This window comes from Pseudolysinimonas sp. (assembly GCF_039912695.1).
Classification (GTDB): Bacteria; Actinomycetota; Actinomycetes; order Actinomycetales; family Microbacteriaceae; genus Pseudolysinimonas_A.
This window is the reverse complement of sequence record NZ_JBDSPJ010000023.1, coordinates 1-15743: the sequence shown is the minus strand read 5'-3', so window position 1 is coordinate 15743 and position 15743 is coordinate 1. Positions and strand designations below refer to the sequence as shown.

28 protein-coding genes are annotated in these 15743 nt (G+C 65.0%); all 28 read right to left on the bottom strand.

The features are described 5' to 3' along the window. Positions 1-78: 78 nt before the first annotated feature. On the bottom strand, positions 79-483 hold the full coding sequence (gene rpsK, locus ABIR17_RS10485; RefSeq protein WP_348004340.1) for a 30S ribosomal protein S11: 405 nt from the start codon (positions 481-483) through the stop codon (positions 79-81). Beyond that, the gene (gene rpsM / locus ABIR17_RS10480) at positions 483-863 is read right to left on the bottom strand and encodes a 30S ribosomal protein S13 (protein ID WP_348004339.1); all 381 of its coding nucleotides are present in this window, start codon (positions 861-863) and stop codon (positions 483-485) included. Before rpsM ends, rpsK begins: the two co-directional genes overlap by 1 nt. A 195-nt stretch (positions 864-1058) precedes the next feature. Further along, the gene (gene rpmJ / locus ABIR17_RS10475; RefSeq protein WP_055821300.1) at positions 1059-1175 is read right to left on the bottom strand and encodes a 50S ribosomal protein L36; all 117 of its coding nucleotides are present in this window, start codon (positions 1173-1175) and stop codon (positions 1059-1061) included. A gap of 95 nt (positions 1176-1270) precedes the next feature. Then, the gene (gene infA, locus ABIR17_RS10470; protein WP_348004338.1) at positions 1271-1492 is read right to left on the bottom strand and encodes a translation initiation factor IF-1; all 222 of its coding nucleotides are present in this window, start codon (positions 1490-1492) and stop codon (positions 1271-1273) included. Positions 1493-1627: 135 nt separating this feature from the next. Further along, complete coding sequence (locus ABIR17_RS10465; protein ID WP_348004337.1) at positions 1628-2263, bottom strand: adenylate kinase; 636 nt, start codon at positions 2261-2263, stop codon at positions 1628-1630. Next, positions 2260-3615 carry a preprotein translocase subunit SecY gene (gene secY, locus ABIR17_RS10460; RefSeq protein ID WP_348004336.1) on the bottom strand — a complete coding sequence of 452 codons (1356 nt, stop codon included), beginning with the start codon at positions 3613-3615 and terminating at the stop codon, positions 2260-2262. The genes ABIR17_RS10465 and secY overlap by 4 nt, the downstream gene beginning before the upstream one ends. A 103-nt stretch (positions 3616-3718) precedes the next feature. After that, positions 3719-4429 (bottom strand): 50S ribosomal protein L15, encoded by a 711-nt coding sequence (rplO, locus tag ABIR17_RS10455; protein WP_348004335.1) that lies wholly within the window; start codon positions 4427-4429, stop codon positions 3719-3721. After that, entirely contained in the window at positions 4429-4614 is a 186-nt protein-coding gene (gene rpmD, locus ABIR17_RS10450; protein WP_348004334.1) for a 50S ribosomal protein L30, read from the bottom strand. The genes rplO and rpmD overlap by 1 nt, the downstream gene beginning before the upstream one ends. Then, a complete protein-coding gene (rpsE, locus tag ABIR17_RS10445; protein ID WP_348004524.1) occupies positions 4614-5297 on the bottom strand; it encodes a 30S ribosomal protein S5 in 684 nt (227 codons plus the stop codon). Before rpsE ends, rpmD begins: the two co-directional genes overlap by 1 nt. Positions 5298-5356: 59 nt before the next feature. Then, entirely contained in the window at positions 5357-5716 is a 360-nt protein-coding gene (rplR, locus tag ABIR17_RS10440; RefSeq protein ID WP_348004333.1) for a 50S ribosomal protein L18, read from the bottom strand. Continuing rightward, positions 5716-6252 (bottom strand): 50S ribosomal protein L6, encoded by a 537-nt coding sequence (gene rplF, locus ABIR17_RS10435; protein WP_348004332.1) that lies wholly within the window; start codon positions 6250-6252, stop codon positions 5716-5718. The genes rplR and rplF overlap by 1 nt, the downstream gene beginning before the upstream one ends. 6 nt (positions 6253-6258) lie before the next feature. Next, a complete protein-coding gene (gene rpsH / locus ABIR17_RS10430) occupies positions 6259-6660 on the bottom strand; it encodes a 30S ribosomal protein S8 (RefSeq protein WP_348004331.1) in 402 nt (133 codons plus the stop codon). A 105-nt stretch (positions 6661-6765) separates the two neighbouring features. Further along, positions 6766-7359, bottom strand: a complete 594-nt coding sequence (gene rplE, locus ABIR17_RS10425; protein ID WP_348004330.1) for a 50S ribosomal protein L5 — start codon at positions 7357-7359, stop codon at positions 6766-6768. Then, positions 7359-7718 carry a 50S ribosomal protein L24 gene (rplX, locus tag ABIR17_RS10420; protein WP_348004329.1) on the bottom strand — a complete coding sequence of 120 codons (360 nt, stop codon included), beginning with the start codon at positions 7716-7718 and terminating at the stop codon, positions 7359-7361. Before rplX ends, rplE begins: the two co-directional genes overlap by 1 nt. A gap of 3 nt (positions 7719-7721) precedes the next feature. Continuing rightward, on the bottom strand, positions 7722-8090 hold the full coding sequence (rplN, locus tag ABIR17_RS10415) for a 50S ribosomal protein L14 (protein WP_348004328.1): 369 nt from the start codon (positions 8088-8090) through the stop codon (positions 7722-7724). 3 nt (positions 8091-8093) lie between these two features. Next, positions 8094-8450: a 30S ribosomal protein S17 gene (rpsQ, locus tag ABIR17_RS10410; RefSeq protein ID WP_348004327.1), complete on the bottom strand. Its 357-nt coding sequence runs from the start codon at positions 8448-8450 to the stop codon at positions 8094-8096. Continuing rightward, positions 8450-8782, bottom strand: coding sequence for a 50S ribosomal protein L29 (gene rpmC / locus ABIR17_RS10405; RefSeq protein ID WP_348004326.1), 333 nt, complete (start codon positions 8780-8782; stop codon positions 8450-8452). The genes rpsQ and rpmC overlap by 1 nt, the downstream gene beginning before the upstream one ends. Further along, entirely contained in the window at positions 8782-9201 is a 420-nt protein-coding gene (gene rplP / locus ABIR17_RS10400; RefSeq protein WP_348004325.1) for a 50S ribosomal protein L16, read from the bottom strand. Before rplP ends, rpmC begins: the two co-directional genes overlap by 1 nt. 3 nt (positions 9202-9204) lie before the next feature. Beyond that, positions 9205-9975 carry a 30S ribosomal protein S3 gene (gene rpsC / locus ABIR17_RS10395; protein WP_348004324.1) on the bottom strand — a complete coding sequence of 257 codons (771 nt, stop codon included), beginning with the start codon at positions 9973-9975 and terminating at the stop codon, positions 9205-9207. Beyond that, positions 9975-10406 carry a 50S ribosomal protein L22 gene (gene rplV / locus ABIR17_RS10390; RefSeq protein ID WP_348004323.1) on the bottom strand — a complete coding sequence of 144 codons (432 nt, stop codon included), beginning with the start codon at positions 10404-10406 and terminating at the stop codon, positions 9975-9977. Before rplV ends, rpsC begins: the two co-directional genes overlap by 1 nt. Continuing rightward, complete coding sequence (rpsS, locus tag ABIR17_RS10385; RefSeq protein ID WP_348004322.1) at positions 10406-10687, bottom strand: 30S ribosomal protein S19; 282 nt, start codon at positions 10685-10687, stop codon at positions 10406-10408. Before rpsS ends, rplV begins: the two co-directional genes overlap by 1 nt. Positions 10688-10696: 9 nt before the next feature. Further along, positions 10697-11539: a 50S ribosomal protein L2 gene (gene rplB / locus ABIR17_RS10380; RefSeq protein ID WP_348004321.1), complete on the bottom strand. Its 843-nt coding sequence runs from the start codon at positions 11537-11539 to the stop codon at positions 10697-10699. A gap of 18 nt (positions 11540-11557) precedes the next feature. Further along, the gene (gene rplW / locus ABIR17_RS10375; protein WP_348004320.1) at positions 11558-11857 is read right to left on the bottom strand and encodes a 50S ribosomal protein L23; all 300 of its coding nucleotides are present in this window, start codon (positions 11855-11857) and stop codon (positions 11558-11560) included. Then, positions 11854-12534 (bottom strand): 50S ribosomal protein L4, encoded by a 681-nt coding sequence (gene rplD / locus ABIR17_RS10370; RefSeq protein ID WP_348004319.1) that lies wholly within the window; start codon positions 12532-12534, stop codon positions 11854-11856. Before rplD ends, rplW begins: the two co-directional genes overlap by 4 nt. A gap of 2 nt (positions 12535-12536) precedes the next feature. Then, positions 12537-13190 carry a 50S ribosomal protein L3 gene (gene rplC / locus ABIR17_RS10365; RefSeq protein WP_348004318.1) on the bottom strand — a complete coding sequence of 218 codons (654 nt, stop codon included), beginning with the start codon at positions 13188-13190 and terminating at the stop codon, positions 12537-12539. 19 nt (positions 13191-13209) lie between these two features. Next, entirely contained in the window at positions 13210-13518 is a 309-nt protein-coding gene (gene rpsJ / locus ABIR17_RS10360) for a 30S ribosomal protein S10 (protein WP_348004317.1), read from the bottom strand. 402 nt (positions 13519-13920) lie between these two features. Then, positions 13921-14712 carry a hypothetical protein gene (locus ABIR17_RS10355; protein ID WP_348004316.1) on the bottom strand — a complete coding sequence of 264 codons (792 nt, stop codon included), beginning with the start codon at positions 14710-14712 and terminating at the stop codon, positions 13921-13923. A gap of 68 nt (positions 14713-14780) precedes the next feature. Beyond that, positions 14781-15743, bottom strand: a 963-nt coding sequence (hutI, locus tag ABIR17_RS10350) for an imidazolonepropionase (RefSeq protein ID WP_348004315.1), incomplete at its 5' end; no start/stop codon positions are given.

Here is a 15743-nt window from a genome sequence, read left to right as displayed (position 1 = left end):
ATGACGCCCACGGAAGAACGGCGGGTGGCTGGGCCGCCGGTGTGTTGAGTTGTAAAAATCGGGGTGAAGCTGCGTGCGTTAGACCCGGCGACGCTTCGGCGGACGAACTCCGTTGTGCGCTTGCGGGGTGACGTCGTTGATGGTGCCAACCTCCAGGCCAGCAGCCGTGAGGGAACGGATCGCGGTCTCGCGGCCTGAACCCGGTCCCTTGACGAAGACGTCGACCTTCTTCATGCCGTGCTCCTGCGCCTTGCGCGCGGCAGCTTCAGCAGCCATGCCCGCGGCGTAGGGGGTCGACTTGCGCGAGCCCTTGAGTCCGACGTCGCCGCCGGAGGCCCACGCGACGACCGCACCCTGAGGGTCGGTGATCGAGACGATGGTGTTGTTGAACGTCGACTTGATGTGAGCCTGGCCCACCGCGATGTTCTTCTTTTCCTTGCGGCGCGGCTTACGGCCGGCTGCAGCTGCCTTGGGAGCGGCCATTACTTCTTGCCTGCCTTCTTCTTGCCGGCGACGGTGCGCTTCGGGCCCTTGCGGGTGCGAGCGTTGGTCTTGGTGCGCTGACCGTGCACGGGAAGCCCGCGACGGTGGCGGATGCCCTGGTAGGAGCCGATCTCGACCTTGCGGCGGATGTCGGCCTGAACCTCGCGGCGCAGGTCACCTTCCACCTTGTAGGTGGTTTCGATGAAGTCACGAAGAGCGACGAGCTGGTCGTCGGTCAGGTCCTTGACTCGGATGTCACCGGAGATCCCGGTTTCTTTGAGGGTGAACAGCGCGCGAGTGCGGCCGACCCCGTAGATGTACGTGAGTGCCACTTCCACGCGCTTGTCGCGCGGGATGTCGACACCGGCAAGACGTGCCATGTGCGTTACTCCTGAAAGGAATCGGAGGTCTGTGCCTCACCGGTGCCCGGGCCTCCGACCTGGGGTGTCCCCTCTTGCGAGGTTCTTGGTGATGCTGGTGGATGTTGAGTTGTGGGCTGGCCTGGGAACCTCAGGCCGGAGGCCCTCGGCACCACAAGCCGGAAAGTCCGAAAGGACTTTCCTAGCGTCAGGGCTTTAGCCCTGACGCTGCTTGTGGCGCGGGTTGGACTTGCAGATGACCATGACGCGGCCGTTGCGACGGATCACTTTGCAGTGGTCACAGATCGGCTTGACGCTCGGGTTGACCTTCATGACTCTTCTTCTCTCGCTGTCATCGTTCCTCCGGAATCCGGAGGTTCGTTACTTCTCAGCTCTGCTCAGCCCTTAGGGGCTTCAGTTCGGGTGAACTACTTGTAGCGGTAGACAATGCGGCCGCGGGTGAGGTCGTAGGGGCTTAGCTCGACGACCACGCGGTCTTCCGGAAGGATCCGGATGTAGTTTTGGCGCATCTTGCCGGAAATGTGAGCGAGCACGCGGTGCCCGTTCGTCAGCTCCACGCGGAACATCGCGTTCGGCAGAGCTTCCAGCACCGAGCCTTCAAGCTCGATGACGCCGTCTTTTTTTGCCATACCTCTACTAGTGCTTTGCTGATCTGCGGGGTTTGTAGTGCGCAGGCACGCCGAAGCGGCCGGAAGGCACCAAGGGTCTACATTACGACATCCGGCAGCTTTGTGCCAACCCGCGTCAGATCGCGGGGGTGCCGGTTACGCGGCGGCGTTCAGCCCACGTGCGGCGAGGGCTTCAAAGATCCGCCCGGTGACCTCGTCGATCTCGCCGAGACCGTCGACCTCGATGAGAAGACCGCTCGCGCGGAACATCTCGATCAACGGCGCAGTCTCGCGGATGTAGACATCCTGCCGGTGCCGGATCGACTCTGCCGAGTCATCGACGCGACCCTGGTCGATGGCGCGCTGACTCAGGCGCCGCACGATCTCGTCTTGATTGGCGACCAGACGGATGACAGCGTCGAGTGAGTGGCCGTGCGAGGCCAACCGCTCATCGAGATAGCGAACTTGGTCAGTTGTGCGCGGGTACCCGTCGAGCAGGAACCCGCCGGCCGCATCCGCCTCGTTGAGCCGATCAGTGACCAGAGCGTTGGTCAGAGAGTCAGGGACGTAGTCGCCGGAGTCCACGATCGCCTTGACCTGCTTGCCCAGATCGGTTTGGTCGGCGATGTTCTTGCGAAAGATGTCGCCCGTCGAGATCGTCGGAATCCCGAACCGATCCGAGATTCGCGCCGCCTGAGTCCCCTTGCCCGCACCGGGAGGGCCGACGATGAGCAACCGGGCACCGCCCTGATGCCCGTGAAGGGCGTCGTCCTGAGGCCCTCGAAGGGTCACCGGAGCAAGCCCTCATAGTGCCGCTGCTGCAACTGCGAGTCGATCTGCTTGACCGTCTCGAGACCCACCCCGACCATAATCAGGATGCTGGTGCCCCCGAACGGGAAGTTCTGGTTCGCCTGAATGAGCACGAGCGCGATCAACGGAAGCAGGGCGATGAGCCCGAGGTAGAGCGAACCCGGAAGCGTGACGCGGGTCAGCACGTAGTCGAGGTACTCGGCCGTCGGACGACCGGCCCGGATGCCCGGGATGAAGCCGCCGTACTTCTTCATGTTGTCGGCGACCTCCTCAGGGTTGAAGGTGATCGCGACGTAGAAGTAGGTGAACCCGACGATGAGCAGGAAATACATCGCCATGTACAGCGGGTGGTCGCCACGGGTCAGGTAGGCCTGAATCCAGCTCACCCACGGTGCGGGGTCGGCGCCCGATGCGGGCTGATTGAACTGCGCGATGAGCGAGGGCAGGTACAGCAGCGACGAGGCGAAGATGACGGGCACGACGCCGGCCATGTTGACCTTGATCGGAATGTAGGTGTTGTTACCGCCGTATGTTCGCCGGCCGACCATTCGTTTCGCATATTGCACCGGGATGCGTCGCTGGGACTGTTCGACGAAGATCACCGCCGCAATAATGGCGATCCCGATCGCGATCACACCCGCCAAGACCTCCGGGCCCTGCACCTGCGCGATCTGAACGAGCGAGTTCGGGAAGGTTGCGGCGATCGACGTGAAGATCAGGAGCGACATGCCGTTGCCGACGCCGCGCTCGGTGATGAGCTCGCCGAGCCACATGATGAGCCCGGTACCTGCGGTCATCGTGATGACCATGAGCAGGATGCCCATCGCCTGGGCGACCGCGGCAGCGGCCGGGTCGTCGGCTGTCGGCAGCGCGAGCATGTTGGTGCAGTTGGGGATCAGCTGGTCGTTGCGCGCAACGGTGATCAGCGTGGTCGACTGCAGGATGCCGAGCGCGATGGTGAGGTAGCGCGTGTACTGCGTCAGGCGCGCCTGACCGGACTGACCCTCCTTGTAGAGAGTCTCAAAGTGAGGGATGACCACCCGCAGCAGTTGCACGATGATCGACGCCGTGATGTACGGCATGATGCCGAGCGCGAAGATCGACAGTTTCAGCAGCGCACCACCGCTGAACAGGTTGATCAGCGCGTAGAGGCCAGCCGCGGTGTCGTTGCTCCCGTCAGAAAGTGGCGTCAGGCAGTCCTGAACGCGCTGGAAGTCGACGTACGGCGCCGGGATGAATGACCCCAGCCGGAAGATCGCGATGACCGCGAGAGTGAAGCCGATCTTCTTACGAAGGTCCGGCGTGCGGAAGATCCGTGCGATGGCACTGAACACGACGCCTCCTGGAGTGCGGTAACTGAACTGGCGGTAAATCGACACTGCCCGTAGCGGGCGGTGCGTGGCGACCGCGGAGGGTCGCCACGCACCAAACTACGGGTTACTTGACGGAACCGCCCGCCGCGACGATCTTCTGCTCCGCGGAGCTGGAGACCTTGTCGACAGCGACGTTCAGCTTAACCGCAATCTCTCCGGTTCCAAGAACCTTGACCTTCTCGTTCTTGCGCACGGCACCCTTGGTGACGAGATCGCCGATCGTGACGTCTCCGCCCTTCGGGTACAGCTCGGAGAGGCGGTCGAGGTTGACGACCTGGTACTCGACCCGGAACGGGTTCTTGAAGCCGCGCAGCTTGGGCGCGCGCATGATCGAGTTCAGGTTTCCACCCTCGAGTCCGACGCGTACCTGGTAGCGGGCCTTCGTGCCCTTGGTGCCACGACCGGCCGTCTTGCCCTTTGAACCTTCACCACGCCCGACGCGCATGCGGTCCTTCTTGGCACCGGCTGCGGGACGGAGGTGGTGAGCCTTGAGCACCTGGGGACGGGTCGGAGCCTGTTCCTTCTTGGCGGCGGGCTTGGCGGGCGGCGCCTTGGTGGAGGACGCCTTGGCAGCAGGCTTCGCGGCCGTCGTCTCGTCCTTGCTCGCGGCAGCCTTCGACGTCGTCGCCTTGGGCGCAGCAGCCTTAGGCGCAGCAGCCTTGGCGGCGGCAGCCTTCGGAGCGGCAGCCGCCTTCGGGGCAGCGGCCTTCGGAGCGGCAGCAGCCTTCGGGGCGGCGGCCTTTGCCGGCGCCTTCTTGGGAGTTTCTTCAGCCATTAGTCGATCTCCTCGACCTTCACGAGGTGCGCGACCGTCTTCACATAGCCGCGGTTCTGCTTGTCGTCCGGACGCACGACGACATCGCCGATGCGGTGAAGCCCGAGGCTGCGCAGCGTGTCACGCTGGTTCTGCTTCTCGGAGATCTTGGACTTGATCTGGGTCACTTTGAGTCGGGCGGCCATCAGGCACCTGCCTTCGCTGCTGCGAGGTCGTCGGCCTCTGCACGTACCAGACGTGCGGGGGCGACATCCTCGAAAGGCAGTCCACGACGGGCGGCGACGGCACGCGGCTCTTCGAGCTGCTTGAGTGCCGCAACAGTCGCGTGAACGATGTTGATGGTGTTCGACGACCCGAGCGACTTGCTCAGGATGTCGTGGATGCCAGCGCATTCGAGCACGGCACGCACCGGACCACCGGCGATAACGCCGGTACCGGCGGCGGCCGGACGGAGCAGCACGACACCGGCGGCGGCTTCACCCTGCACCGGGTGCGGGATCGTCTTGCCAGAGCGCGGGACGCGGAAGAAGTTCTTCTTCGCCTCCTCGACACCCTTCGAGATCGCCAACGGCACCTCACGGGCTTTGCCGTAGCCGACGCCGACCATTCCGTTGCCGTCGCCCACGACGACGAGGGCGGTGAAGCTGAAGCGACGACCACCCTTGACGACCTTGGATACGCGGTTGATCGTCACGACGCGCTCGAGGAACTGGCTGTCGCCGCGGTCCCGCGAGTTGCGGTCGTTACGGGGGCTGCGCTCGCGGCTGCCCCGACGGGCCTCGCGCTCGTTCGAGTTTGGTGCCGTCCCCGCGGCGGTCTCAACGACCTGGCCCTCGGGAAGCTCGGCGACCTCTTCGACGACGGCCACGGGGACCTCGACCTCGGTCGGCTCGGTGTTTTCGGTCGACTCGGTGTTCTCGACGTCGCTCACAGGTTCAGCCCTCCTTCACGGGCGCCTTCGGCGATCGCGGCGACGCGACCAGCGAAACGGTTACCACCGCGGTCGAACACAACAGCATCCACCCCGGCCTTCTTCGCGCGCTCGGCGAGCAACAGCCCGACCTTCTTCGCCTTGGCAGTCTTGTCGCCCTTGTCGCCGCGCAGGTCGGCTTCCAGGGTCGACGCGGAGGCCACGGTGTGGCCCTTGGTGTCGTCGACGATCTGCACGAAGACGTGCCGAGCCGAGCGGGTCACGACGAGGCGCGGACGCTCGGATGAACCGACAACGCGCTTGCGGAGCCGGGCATGCCGACGGTCACGCTGCGCGGACTTACTGACGGTAGCCATTACTTCCCACTCTTTCCGGCCTTGCGGCGGACGACTTCGCCGGCGTACCGCACGCCCTTGCCCTTGTAGGGCTCGGGCTTGCGCAGCTTGCGGATGTTAGCGGCGACCTCGCCGACGGCTTGCTTGTCGATGCCGCGGACAGTCACTTTCGTGTTGCCCTCAACCTCGAACGAGATGCCTGCAGGCGGATCGAAGGTGATCGAGTGCGAGTAGCCGAGAGCGAACTCCAGCGACTCACCCTTCGACTGCACCCGGTAACCGGTGCCGACGATCTCGAGGCCCTTGGAGTAGCCCTCGGTCACACCGGTGATCTGGTTGGAGATGAGCGTGCGCGTCAGTCCGTGCAGCGAACGCGAAGCGCGCTCGTCGTCGGGACGCGTGACCGTGAGGGTGCCGTCTTCGAGGGCAACCTCGATCGGCGAGGCGACGTTCAGGCTCAACTCGCCCTTGGGGCCCTTGACGGAGACGGCACGGCCGTCGATCGTCACGGTGACACCCGCGGGAACGGTGATGGGGAGGCGTCCAATACGAGACATGTCAGATCACCACACGTAGGCGAGGACTTCCCCACCTACGCCTTTCTTGGTCGCCTGACGATCGGTCAGGAGCCCCGAAGAGGTCGACAGGATGGCGACGCCAAGTCCGCCGAGAACGTGCGGGATCTCGGTCGACTTTGCGTAAACGCGCAGGCCGGGCTTCGAGACGCGCTTGATGCCGGCGATTGAACGCTCGCGGTTCGGCCCGTACTTCAGGTCGATCGTGAGGGTCTCGCCGACGCGCTCGTTCTTCACGACCTTCCAGGACGAGATGTAGCCCTCCTTCTGGAGGATCTCGGCGATGTGGGTCTTGAGCTTGCTGCTGGGCAGCGAAACCTCGTCGTGGTAGGCGCGGTTCGCGTTGCGCAGACGGGTCAGCAGGTCTGCGACCGGGTCTGTCATTGTCATTTCGGTTGAATTCCTATTCTCAGACGGTTTCGGTCCTGCCAGGGCTCAATCAAAGATGGCCAGGAGCCGACCTGTGTGATCGGTACTGCGTTCGGTTTTACGTAATTACTTGCCCGCGTCAGCGGCCTGGAACGGGAAGCCCAGCTCGCGCAGCAAGGCGCGACCTTCGGCATCCGTCTTGGCCGTTGTCACGACGGTGATGTCGAAACCGCGAACGCGGTCGACATTGTCCTGGTTGATCTCGTGGAAAATGCTCTGCTCGACAACACCGAAGGTGTAGTTGCCGTTGCCGTCGAACTGCTTGTCCGACAGACCGCGGAAGTCACGGATGCGGGGCAGGGCGAGCGACAGCAGACGGTCGAGGAACTCCCACGCGCGGTCGCCACGGAGCGTGACGTGAGCGCCGATCGGCATGCCTTCGCGCAGCTTGAACTGAGCAATCGACTTGCGCGCCTTGGTCACCTGCGGCTTTTGGCCGGTGATCAGGGTGATGTCCTTGATGGCGCCATCGATGACCTTGGAGTCGCGAGCAGCCTCGCCGACACCCGTGTTCACGACGACCTTGACGATCCCCGGAACCTGGTGCGGGTTGGTGAACCCGAACTCCTCCGTGAGGGTCTTCGAGATCTCGGTGCGGTACTTCTGCTTCAGGCGCGGCAGAGCGCGCTTTTCGGGCGCCGTGGCGGTTGCGGTAGCCATTACAGCTTCTCTCCGGACTTCTTCGCGTAACGGACGCGAACCTTCTTCTTGACGCCGTTCTTCTCGACGACCTCCTCGCGGAATCCCACGCGGGTGGGCTTCTTCGACTTGGGGTCAACAACGGCGACGTTGGAAACGTGGATCGGGGCCTCGTGAGTCTCGATGCCACCGGTCTTCGTGCCGCGCTGGGTCTGGCCGACCTTCACGTGCTTGGTGACGAAGTTGATGCCTTCGACGATGACCTTGTCGCGTTCGACCAGTACCTCGATGACCTTGCCCTGCTTGCCGCGGTCTCCGCCGCGGGCCTGGGTCGGACCCGAGATGACCTGAACGAGGTCACCCTTCTTGATGTTCGCCATGGGTTACAGCACCTCCGGCGCCAGCGAGATGATCTTCATGAACTTCTTGTCGCGCAGCTCGCGGCCCACCGGGCCGAAGATGCGGGTTCCACGCGGGTCGCCGTCGTTCTTGAGGATGACAGCGGCGTTCTCGTCGAACTTGATGTACGAGCCGTCGGCACGACGGGTCTGCTTCTTCGTGCGAACGACGACAGCCTTGACGACGTCACCCTTCTTCACGTTGCCGCCCGGGATCGCGTCCTTGACCGTCGCGACGACCTGGTCGCCGAGTCCGGCGTAGCGACGACCGGAGCCGCCGAGCACGCGAATGACGAGAAGCTCCTTAGCGCCCGTGTTGTCCGCGACCTTGACGCGGGATTCTTGCTGCAGCATGAGCTACTTCGCCTTCTCTACGATTTCGACGAGACGCCAGTTCTTCGTCGCCGAGAGCGGACGAGTCTCTGCGATGAGCACCATGTCGCCGATACCGGCGCTGTTGTTCTCGTCGTGGACTTTGACTTTCGAGGTACGACGGATGACCTTGCCGTAGAGCGGGTGCTTAACGCGGTCCTCGACCTCGACGACGATCGTCTTGTCCATCTTGTCGCTCGTCACGAAGCCGCGACGCGTCTTGCGATACCCGCGGGCACTCTCGTCGCGCACGTCGCGTGCGGACGATTCGTGACCACTCGCCGTAGCGGGGGCAGCCTTCGCAGCCGGCTTCTTGGCCGCAGCGGCCTTGACCTCGGCCATTAGTTGTTCTCCTCGGTGGTCTCGGACTCGGTCGCGTCAGCGACAACATCCGACTTCTTGGTCTTCTTGGCGGTGCTCTTCGCCGTCACCGATGCTTCGATCGGGACGGGCGTGGCACGGATGCCGAGCTCACGCTCACGAAGCACGGTGTAGATGCGGGCGATGTCGCGCTTGACGGCGCGCAAGCGGCCGTGGCTCTCGAGCTGACCCGTTGCCGACTGGAAGCGCAGGTTGAACAGCTCTTCCTTGGCCTTCTTCAGCTCGTCTGTCAGCTTCTCGTTCTCGAAAGTGTCGAGTTCGACCGGCTTGAGCTCTTTGGTTCCGACGGCCATTATGCGTCGCCTTCCTCGCGCTTGATGATGCGGGCCTTGAGCGGCAGCTTGTGGATCGCACGGGTGAGCGCCTCGCGAGCGAGACTCTCTTCTACTCCGGCGACCTCGAACAGCACGCGGCCAGGCTTGATGTTGGCGATCCACCACTCCGGCGAACCCTTACCGGAACCCATGCGGGTTTCGGCCGGCTTCTTGGTGAGCGGACGGTCGGGGTAGACGTTGATCCACACCTTGCCGCCACGCTTGATGTGACGGGTCATCGCGATACGAGCGGACTCGATCTGACGGTTGGTCAGGTAGGCGGGCGTCATCGCTTGGATGCCGAACTCGCCGAAGCTGACCTTGGTACCACCGGTGGCAGCGCCCGAACGTCCGGGGTGGTGCTGCTTGCGGTGCTTGACCTTGCGGGGAATAAGCATGATTTAGCCCTCTGCTCCTGCCGCGACGGGCGCGTCGGTACGCGGACCACGAGCGCTCGGGCTACGGGGTCCACGGTCGTCGCGACGCTCGGGCCGGGTCGACTTCTGCGACGCCTGCTCGCGAGCGAGTTCCTTGTTGGTGATGTCGCCCTTGTAGATCCAGACCTTCACACCAATGCGACCGAACGTCGTGCGCGCCTCGTAGAAGCCGTAGTCGATGTTCGCGCGAAGGGTGTGCAGCGGCACACGGCCTTCGCGGTAGAACTCGGAGCGCGACATTTCTGCGCCACCAAGACGACCCGAAACCTGGATGCGCACACCCTTGGCGCCGGCGCGCTGGGCACCCTGCAGTCCCTTGCGCATCGCGCGGCGGAAAGCCACGCGGGCGGAGAGCTGCTCGGCGATGCCTTGAGCGACCAGCTGAGCCTCGGCCTCGGGGTTCTTCACCTCGAGGATGTTGAGCTGGATCTGCTTGTTGGTGAGCTTCTCGAGGTCGGAGCGAATGCGCTCGGCCTCGGCGCCCCGGCGACCGATCACGATACCGGGACGGGCCGTGTGGATGTCGACGCGGACGCGGTCACGGGTGCGCTCGATCTCGATCTTGGCGACACCGGCACGGTCGAGGCTCGTCTTCAGGAGCTGACGGATTTTGACATCCTCAGCCACGTAGTCGGCGTAGCGCTGACCGGGCTTCGTCGAGTCGGTGAACCAACGCGACACGTGGTCGGTGGTGATCCCGAGGCGGAAGCCGTACGGGTTGACTTTCTGGCCCATTACTTGGCCTCAGCCTTCTTGGTCGTCGTCGCCTTGCGGGCGGCGGGCTTCGCGGAGGTCTTGACGACATCCATGAACTCGTCCGGCGTCGCGAGCTCCACGGTGATGTGGCTCGTGCGCTTGAGGATCTTGAACGCGCGTCCCTGTGCCCGGGGGCGGAAACGCTTCAACGTTGTGCCCTCATCGACGTAGGCCCGGTGCACGACCAGGTCTTGCTCGTCGAGGTACGCGTTGGCGGCATCCGCCTTCACGCGGGCGTTCGCCATCGCCGAGGCCACCAGCTTGTAGACCGGCTCGCTCGCGGCCTGCGGCGCGAACTTGAGGATGGCGAGGGCTTCGACAGCCTGCTTGCCGCGGATGATGTCCACGACCCGGCGGGCCTTCTGGGGAGTGACGCGAATGTGCTTCACGCGAGCGGTAGCGAGAACCATCAGCGGCGCCGTCCCTTCTTGTCGTCTTTCTCGTGCCCACGGAAAGTGCGGGTGGGCGAGAACTCGCCGAGCTTGTGCCCGACCATGGTCTCCGTCACGAAGACGGGGATGTGCTTGCGACCGTCGTGCACGGCGATGGTGTGACCCAGCATTGCCGGGATGATCATCGATCGGCGCGACCAGGTCTTGATCACGTTCTTGGTGTTGGCATCGTTCTGGGTGACCACCTTGCGGAGCAGGTGATCGTCAACGAACGGGCCCTTTTTAAGACTGCGCGGCATTCCTCTGGCCTATCCCTTGCGCTTCTTGCCGACGGTGCGACGGCGGACGATGAGCTTGTCACTGGGGAGATCGCGCTTACGCGTGCGACCTTCCTTCTTGCCCCACGGGCTGACCGGGTGACGTCCACCGGACGTCTTCCCCTCGCCACCACCGTGCGGGTGGTCAACCGGGTTCATGGCGACACCACGGACTGTCGGGCGAACGCCCTTCCACCGCATCCGGCCGGCCTTGCCCCAGTTGATGTTCGACTGCTCGGCATTGCCGACCTCGCCGATCGTTGCGCGGCACCGAACATCGACGTTGCGGATTTCACCCGAGGGCAGCCGAAGCTGCGCGTACGGGCCGTCCTTCGCAACCAGACGAACTGACGAACCGGCGGAGCGGGCCATCTTGGCGCCACCACCCGGACGCAGCTCGATCATGTGGATGACGGTTCCGACCGGGATGTTCTTGAGCGGCAGGTTGTTGCCGGGCTTGATGTCGGCGCCGGGACCCGACTCGATGACATCGCCCTGGTTGAGCTTCGCCGGCGCGATGATGTACCGCTTCGTGCCGTCGACGTAGTGCAGCAGCGCGATGCGAGCCGTACGGTTCGGGTCGTACTCGATGTGAGCGACCTTGGCGTCGACGCCGTCCTTGTCGTTGCGACGGAAGTCGATGACGCGGTACTGGCGCTTGTGCCCTCCGCCGATGTGGCGGGTGGTGATGCGACCGGTGTTGTTGCGTCCACCCGACTTGGGCAGCGGCTTCAGCAGCGACTTCTCGGGCGTGGAACGCGTGATCTCGACGAAGTCGGCGACCGACGAACCACGGCGACCGGGGGTCGTGGGCTTGTATTTGCGAATGGGCATGTCTGTTCTCCCTGGTCCTTAGCCGACAGCCGTGAAGATGTCGATCGAACCGGACTTCAGCGTGACGATCGCCCGCTTGGTGTCTTTGCGCTTGCCGGTGCCGAATCGCGTGCGGCGGGTCTTGCCCGTGCGGTTCAGCGTGTTGACCGACGCGACCTTGACGTCGAAGATCTTCTCGATCGCGAGCTTGATCTCCGTCTTGTTCGACCGCGGGTCGACGACGAACGTGTACTTGCCGTCGTCGATCAGGCCGTAGCTCTTCTCGCTGACGACGGGCGCGATGATGATGTCGCGCGGGTCCTTGTTGTAGCCGCTCACTCGCCGGCCTCCTTCTTCTCCGCGTCGACGGCTGCGTCTTTCTTGTTCGTCGAGCGACGCTCGACGAACCAGTCGTACGCCGCCTTGGTGAAGACGATGTCCTCGCTGACGACCACGTCGTAGGCGTTGAGCTGGTCGACGGTGAGCACGTGCACGTTCTTGAGGTTGCGCACGCTCTTCAGCGTGATCTCGTCGTCGTGCTCGATGACGATCAGCACGTTCTTGCTGGTCGCCACGTTCTCGAGCACCGACAACGCGTTCTTGGTCGACGGCGCTCCGTTGGAGCCGAAGCTGTCGATGACGTGGAGACGCTCGCCGCGTGCGCGGTCGGAGAGGACGCCGAGCAGTGCCGCGGCGATCATCTTCTTGGGGGTGCGCTCCGAGTAGTCGCGCGGGACCGGTCCGTGCACGATGCCACCGCCGCGGTGCTGCGGCATGCGGATCGAGCCCTGACGGGCACGACCGGTGCCCTTCTGCTTGAACGGCTTGGTACCGGAGCCGGAGACCTCGCCGCGACCCTTGGTCTTGTGCGTGCCCTGGCGGGCGGCCGCGAGCTGCGCGGTCACCACCTGGTGGATCAACGGGACGTTCGTCTGCACGTCGAAGATCGCGCCCGGGAGGTCGACCGAACCGGTCTTCTTTCCTTTGGCGTCGACGACGTCGAGAGTCGTAGCCATGGTTACTTGGCTCCCTTCACCGCGTTGCGGACGAAGACGATGCGGCCGCGGGCGCCGGGGACGGCTCCCTTGACCAGGATGAGGTTGTTCTCGAGGTCGACCGAGTGGACCTTGAGGCCCTGCACGGTGACGCGCTCGCCACCCATGCGACCGGCCATGCGCATCCCCTTGAAGACGCGGCTGGGCGTCGAGGAGGCGCCGATGGAACCCGGCTTGCGGTGGTTGCGGTGCGAACCGTGGCTCGAGCTGACGCCCTTGAAGTTGTGGCGCTTCATGACGCCGGCGAAGCCCTTGCCCTTGGAGGTGCCCACGACATCCACGTACTGGCCGGCCTCGAAGATGTCGACCGCGAGCTCCTGGCCCGGAGTGTACTCGGCGGCGTCGGACGTGCGCACCTCGGTGAGGTGGCGGCGCGGAGTGACGCCGGCCTTGTCGAAGTGACCGGTTGCAGGCTTGTTGACCTTGCGCGGGTCGATGGCACCGTAGGCGATCTGCACGGCGGTGTAGCCGTCGACCTCGGTGGAACGGACCTGGGTGACGACGTTCGGGGTGATCTGGACGACGGTGACAGGGATGAGCTTGTTGTTCTCGTCCCAGACCTGCGTCATGCCGAGCTTGGTGCCCAGCAGACCCTTGACGGTCTTGAGTGCAGACATGATCTTGTTTCCCTGGGCTCTAGAGCTTGATCTCGATGTTGACGTCGGCGGGCAGGTCGAGTCGCATGAGCGAGTCGACCGCCTTCGGCGTCGGATCGATGATGTCGATGAGACGTTTGTGGGTGCGCTTCTCGAAGTGCTCGCGGCTGTCCTTGTACTTGTGAGGACTGCGGATCACGACGACCACGTTCTTCTCCGTGGGCAGCGGGACCGGACCGACGACGGTCGCGCCCGCACGGGTCACGGTGTCGACGATCTTGCGCGCCGAGGCGTCGAGTCCGGCGTAGTCGTACGACTTGAGCCGGATGCGGATCTTTTGTCCCGCCATGTTGTCTCTCTTCTCTCTTCTGTGCGCGACCGTCTCGGGCCCCGCACACACGCGCAACACTGCTGTTCGCGCACCGCTGTTCTTCTGTCAATCCCGCCCTGCTCTGCGCATGGCGCAGGAATCCACGCAAGTGGATTCGGGTTGGGATTCGAGTGAAACGTGTTCTGCTGCCTGCGGCCCAGCCTCATCCCGCGTTTCCGCGGGGGGCTGTGCACAGCGAGTGCAGTGACCCGCGCACGCTGGCGCGCACGGGATGTTGAACTAGACGAGTTTGCCACACCCCGGCATTTGCTGCAACCCGGGCGTGTCGCGCGCGCCCTCCCTCGAGGCCCGTTTGCGCGTTTGACGCGGAATCAGAGTGTTTTACGCGGATTCGGGGGTGCTGCCGGAGCCGATTCCGCGTCAAACGCGAGGGACGCCGGCTTGATCGAGCATGTCGCGGAGCGGGGAGACGGTCCATGCGTCGGACCAGCTCCACCGGATGACGGCGAACCCGAGCCGGCGGATGCCGTCCTCCCGGCGCTTTTCGCGCCAGAGATCGTCGGCAGTCGCGTACTTGACGCGCCCGTCAGCCTCGCCCACGACGCTCGCCTCCGGCCAGAAGAAGTCGACCCGGAACAGTCCACCGTCGGCCGGCAATTCGTGCTGCTGAGTCGGGAGGACAAATCCGAGCTCTGCGATTCGGGCGAGGCTGAGGGACTCGAGCGGCGATTCCGAGAGTCCCCGTGCTACCTCGAGTGCACGAACGAGCGGGGCGACGCCGTGGAAAGGCCTCCGACGTCGCGCCCACGCGGTCACCCCGCGATGCTCCACTCCGTGGGCGAACACGTGATCGAGCGCCGCCACACCCTGGGCGAGCGAGCCCGCGCGGGCGATGTCGACCGCGGTTCGGCGCAGTGACGTTACCTGCAATCCCGCGCACTGCTGCACGTCACCGGGGTCCCAGCAGGCGCGCGTCCACCGCACGCCTTCGCGCCGTGACATCCCGTTCGGCCCTTCGTAACTGGCTCGCACGACATCCGGAAACCCTCCGAGTACGGGGATGCCATGCACCGCCGCCGCAGATTCATGCGAGTAGACCGCGCGAGGGGTGAGCGCTCTCGCCGCCGCGCGCACCTTCAGCAGGTGGCGTTCGCGCTCGGACCCGGCCAGCCATTCGCGTGCGTCGACGTATGCACCGGGCCGAAGCCGCACTCGCTCCACTCATCGAGTGTCCGCCGGAGCCCGCTCCCCGCGATACGAGATTCGCAAGCCGTGGAGAGTCAGGCCGTGATGACCTGGTGCACGAGGGGTACGCCGGGCCGGTACGCGAGGTGCACGTAGGTCGGGGCGTCGAGCACCACGAGGTCGGCCCGGGCGCCCGTCCGCAGGTGCCCGATGTCGTCGCGGCGCAGGGCAGCAGCCCCTCCCAGCGTCGCCGCGCGCACGGCCTCGGCGGGCGTGAGACCCATGTCGCGCACGGCCATCGCGATGCAGAACGCCATCGAGGTGGTGTAGCTCGAGCCCGGATTGCAATCGCAGGCGAGCGCGACGGTGACCCCGGCATCCAGAAGTCGGCGAGCGTCGGGATAGGGCTGCCGCGTCGAGAATTCGACGCCCGGCAGCAGCGTGGCGACCGTCGTCGACCCGGCCAGCGCGTCCACGTCGGCGTCGGTCAGGTAGGTGCAGTGATCGACCGACGCTGCGCCGAGCTCGACGGCGAGGCGCACGCCGTCCGATTCGCCGAGCTGGGCAGCGTGCATGCGCAGCCCGAGACCCGCGGCGGCACCGGCCTCCAGGATGCGGCGCGACTCCTCGACCGTGAACGCGCCGGTCTCGCAGAACACGTCGATCCATTTCGCGTGAGGCGCGCACGCCTCGAGCATCTCACCGCACACCAGGTCGACGTAGTCGTCGCGTCCGATGCCCTCGGGCACGACATGCGCGCCGAGGTAGGTGACCTCGTCGGTGAGTGTCGCGGCCACGTTCAGGGCGCGCTCCTCGTCGCTTACGGTGAGCCCGTAGCCCGACTTGATCTCCATGGTCGTCGTGCCCTGGCGGCGGGCCTCGGCGATGAGTCTCTGGGCGTTGGCGAGCAGCGCGGCATCCGACGCCTCGCGGGTCAGCCGCACCGTGCGCCGGATGCCGCCCGCCTCGTACGTCTCCCCCGCCATCCGGGCCTCGAACTCGTCGGCGCGATCGCCCGCGAACATCAGGTGCCCGTGGCTGTCGACGAACCCGGGGAT

Excerpts from the sequence above, each read along its gene's own strand:
- rpsK (WP_348004340.1), bottom strand. The coding sequence starts at position 483 with ATGGCCGCTCCCAAGGCAGCTGCAGCCGGCCGTAAGCCGCGCCGCAAG.
- rpsM (WP_348004339.1), bottom strand. The coding sequence starts at position 863 with ATGGCACGTCTTGCCGGTGTCGACATCCCGCGCGACAAGCGCGTGGAA.
- rpmJ (WP_055821300.1), bottom strand. The coding sequence starts at position 1,175 with ATGAAGGTCAACCCGAGCGTCAAGCCGATCTGTGACCACTGCAAAGTG.
- infA (WP_348004338.1), bottom strand. The coding sequence starts at position 1,492 with ATGGCAAAAAAAGACGGCGTCATCGAGCTTGAAGGCTCGGTGCTGGAA.
- rplO (WP_348004335.1), bottom strand. The coding sequence starts at position 4,429 with ATGGCTGAAGAAACTCCCAAGAAGGCGCCGGCAAAGGCCGCCGCCCCG.
- rpmD (WP_348004334.1), bottom strand. The coding sequence starts at position 4,614 with ATGGCCGCCCGACTCAAAGTGACCCAGATCAAGTCCAAGATCTCCGAG.
- rplR (WP_348004333.1), bottom strand. The coding sequence starts at position 5,716 with ATGGCTACCGTCAGTAAGTCCGCGCAGCGTGACCGTCGGCATGCCCGG.
- rplF (WP_348004332.1), bottom strand. The coding sequence starts at position 6,252 with ATGTCTCGTATTGGACGCCTCCCCATCACCGTTCCCGCGGGTGTCACC.
- rpsH (WP_348004331.1), bottom strand. The coding sequence starts at position 6,660 with ATGACAATGACAGACCCGGTCGCAGACCTGCTGACCCGTCTGCGCAAC.
- rplE (WP_348004330.1), bottom strand. The coding sequence starts at position 7,359 with ATGGCTACCGCAACCGCCACGGCGCCCGAAAAGCGCGCTCTGCCGCGC.
- rplX (WP_348004329.1), bottom strand. The coding sequence starts at position 7,718 with ATGGCGAACATCAAGAAGGGTGACCTCGTTCAGGTCATCTCGGGTCCG.
- rplN (WP_348004328.1), bottom strand. The coding sequence starts at position 8,090 with ATGCTGCAGCAAGAATCCCGCGTCAAGGTCGCGGACAACACGGGCGCT.
- rpsQ (WP_348004327.1), bottom strand. The coding sequence starts at position 8,450 with ATGGCCGAGGTCAAGGCCGCTGCGGCCAAGAAGCCGGCTGCGAAGGCT.
- rpmC (WP_348004326.1), bottom strand. The coding sequence starts at position 8,782 with ATGGCCGTCGGAACCAAAGAGCTCAAGCCGGTCGAACTCGACACTTTC.
- rplP (WP_348004325.1), bottom strand. The coding sequence starts at position 9,201 with ATGCTTATTCCCCGCAAGGTCAAGCACCGCAAGCAGCACCACCCCGGA.
- rpsC (WP_348004324.1), bottom strand. The coding sequence starts at position 9,975 with ATGGGCCAGAAAGTCAACCCGTACGGCTTCCGCCTCGGGATCACCACC.
- rplV (WP_348004323.1), bottom strand. The coding sequence starts at position 10,406 with ATGGTTCTCGCTACCGCTCGCGTGAAGCACATTCGCGTCACTCCCCAG.
- rpsS (WP_348004322.1), bottom strand. The coding sequence starts at position 10,687 with ATGCCGCGCAGTCTTAAAAAGGGCCCGTTCGTTGACGATCACCTGCTC.
- rplB (WP_348004321.1), bottom strand. The coding sequence starts at position 11,539 with ATGCCCATTCGCAAATACAAGCCCACGACCCCCGGTCGCCGTGGTTCG.
- rplD (WP_348004319.1), bottom strand. The coding sequence starts at position 12,534 with ATGGCTACGACTCTCGACGTCGTCGACGCCAAAGGAAAGAAGACCGGT.
- rplC (WP_348004318.1), bottom strand. The coding sequence starts at position 13,190 with ATGTCTGCACTCAAGACCGTCAAGGGTCTGCTGGGCACCAAGCTCGGC.
- rpsJ (WP_348004317.1), bottom strand. The coding sequence starts at position 13,518 with ATGGCGGGACAAAAGATCCGCATCCGGCTCAAGTCGTACGACTACGCC.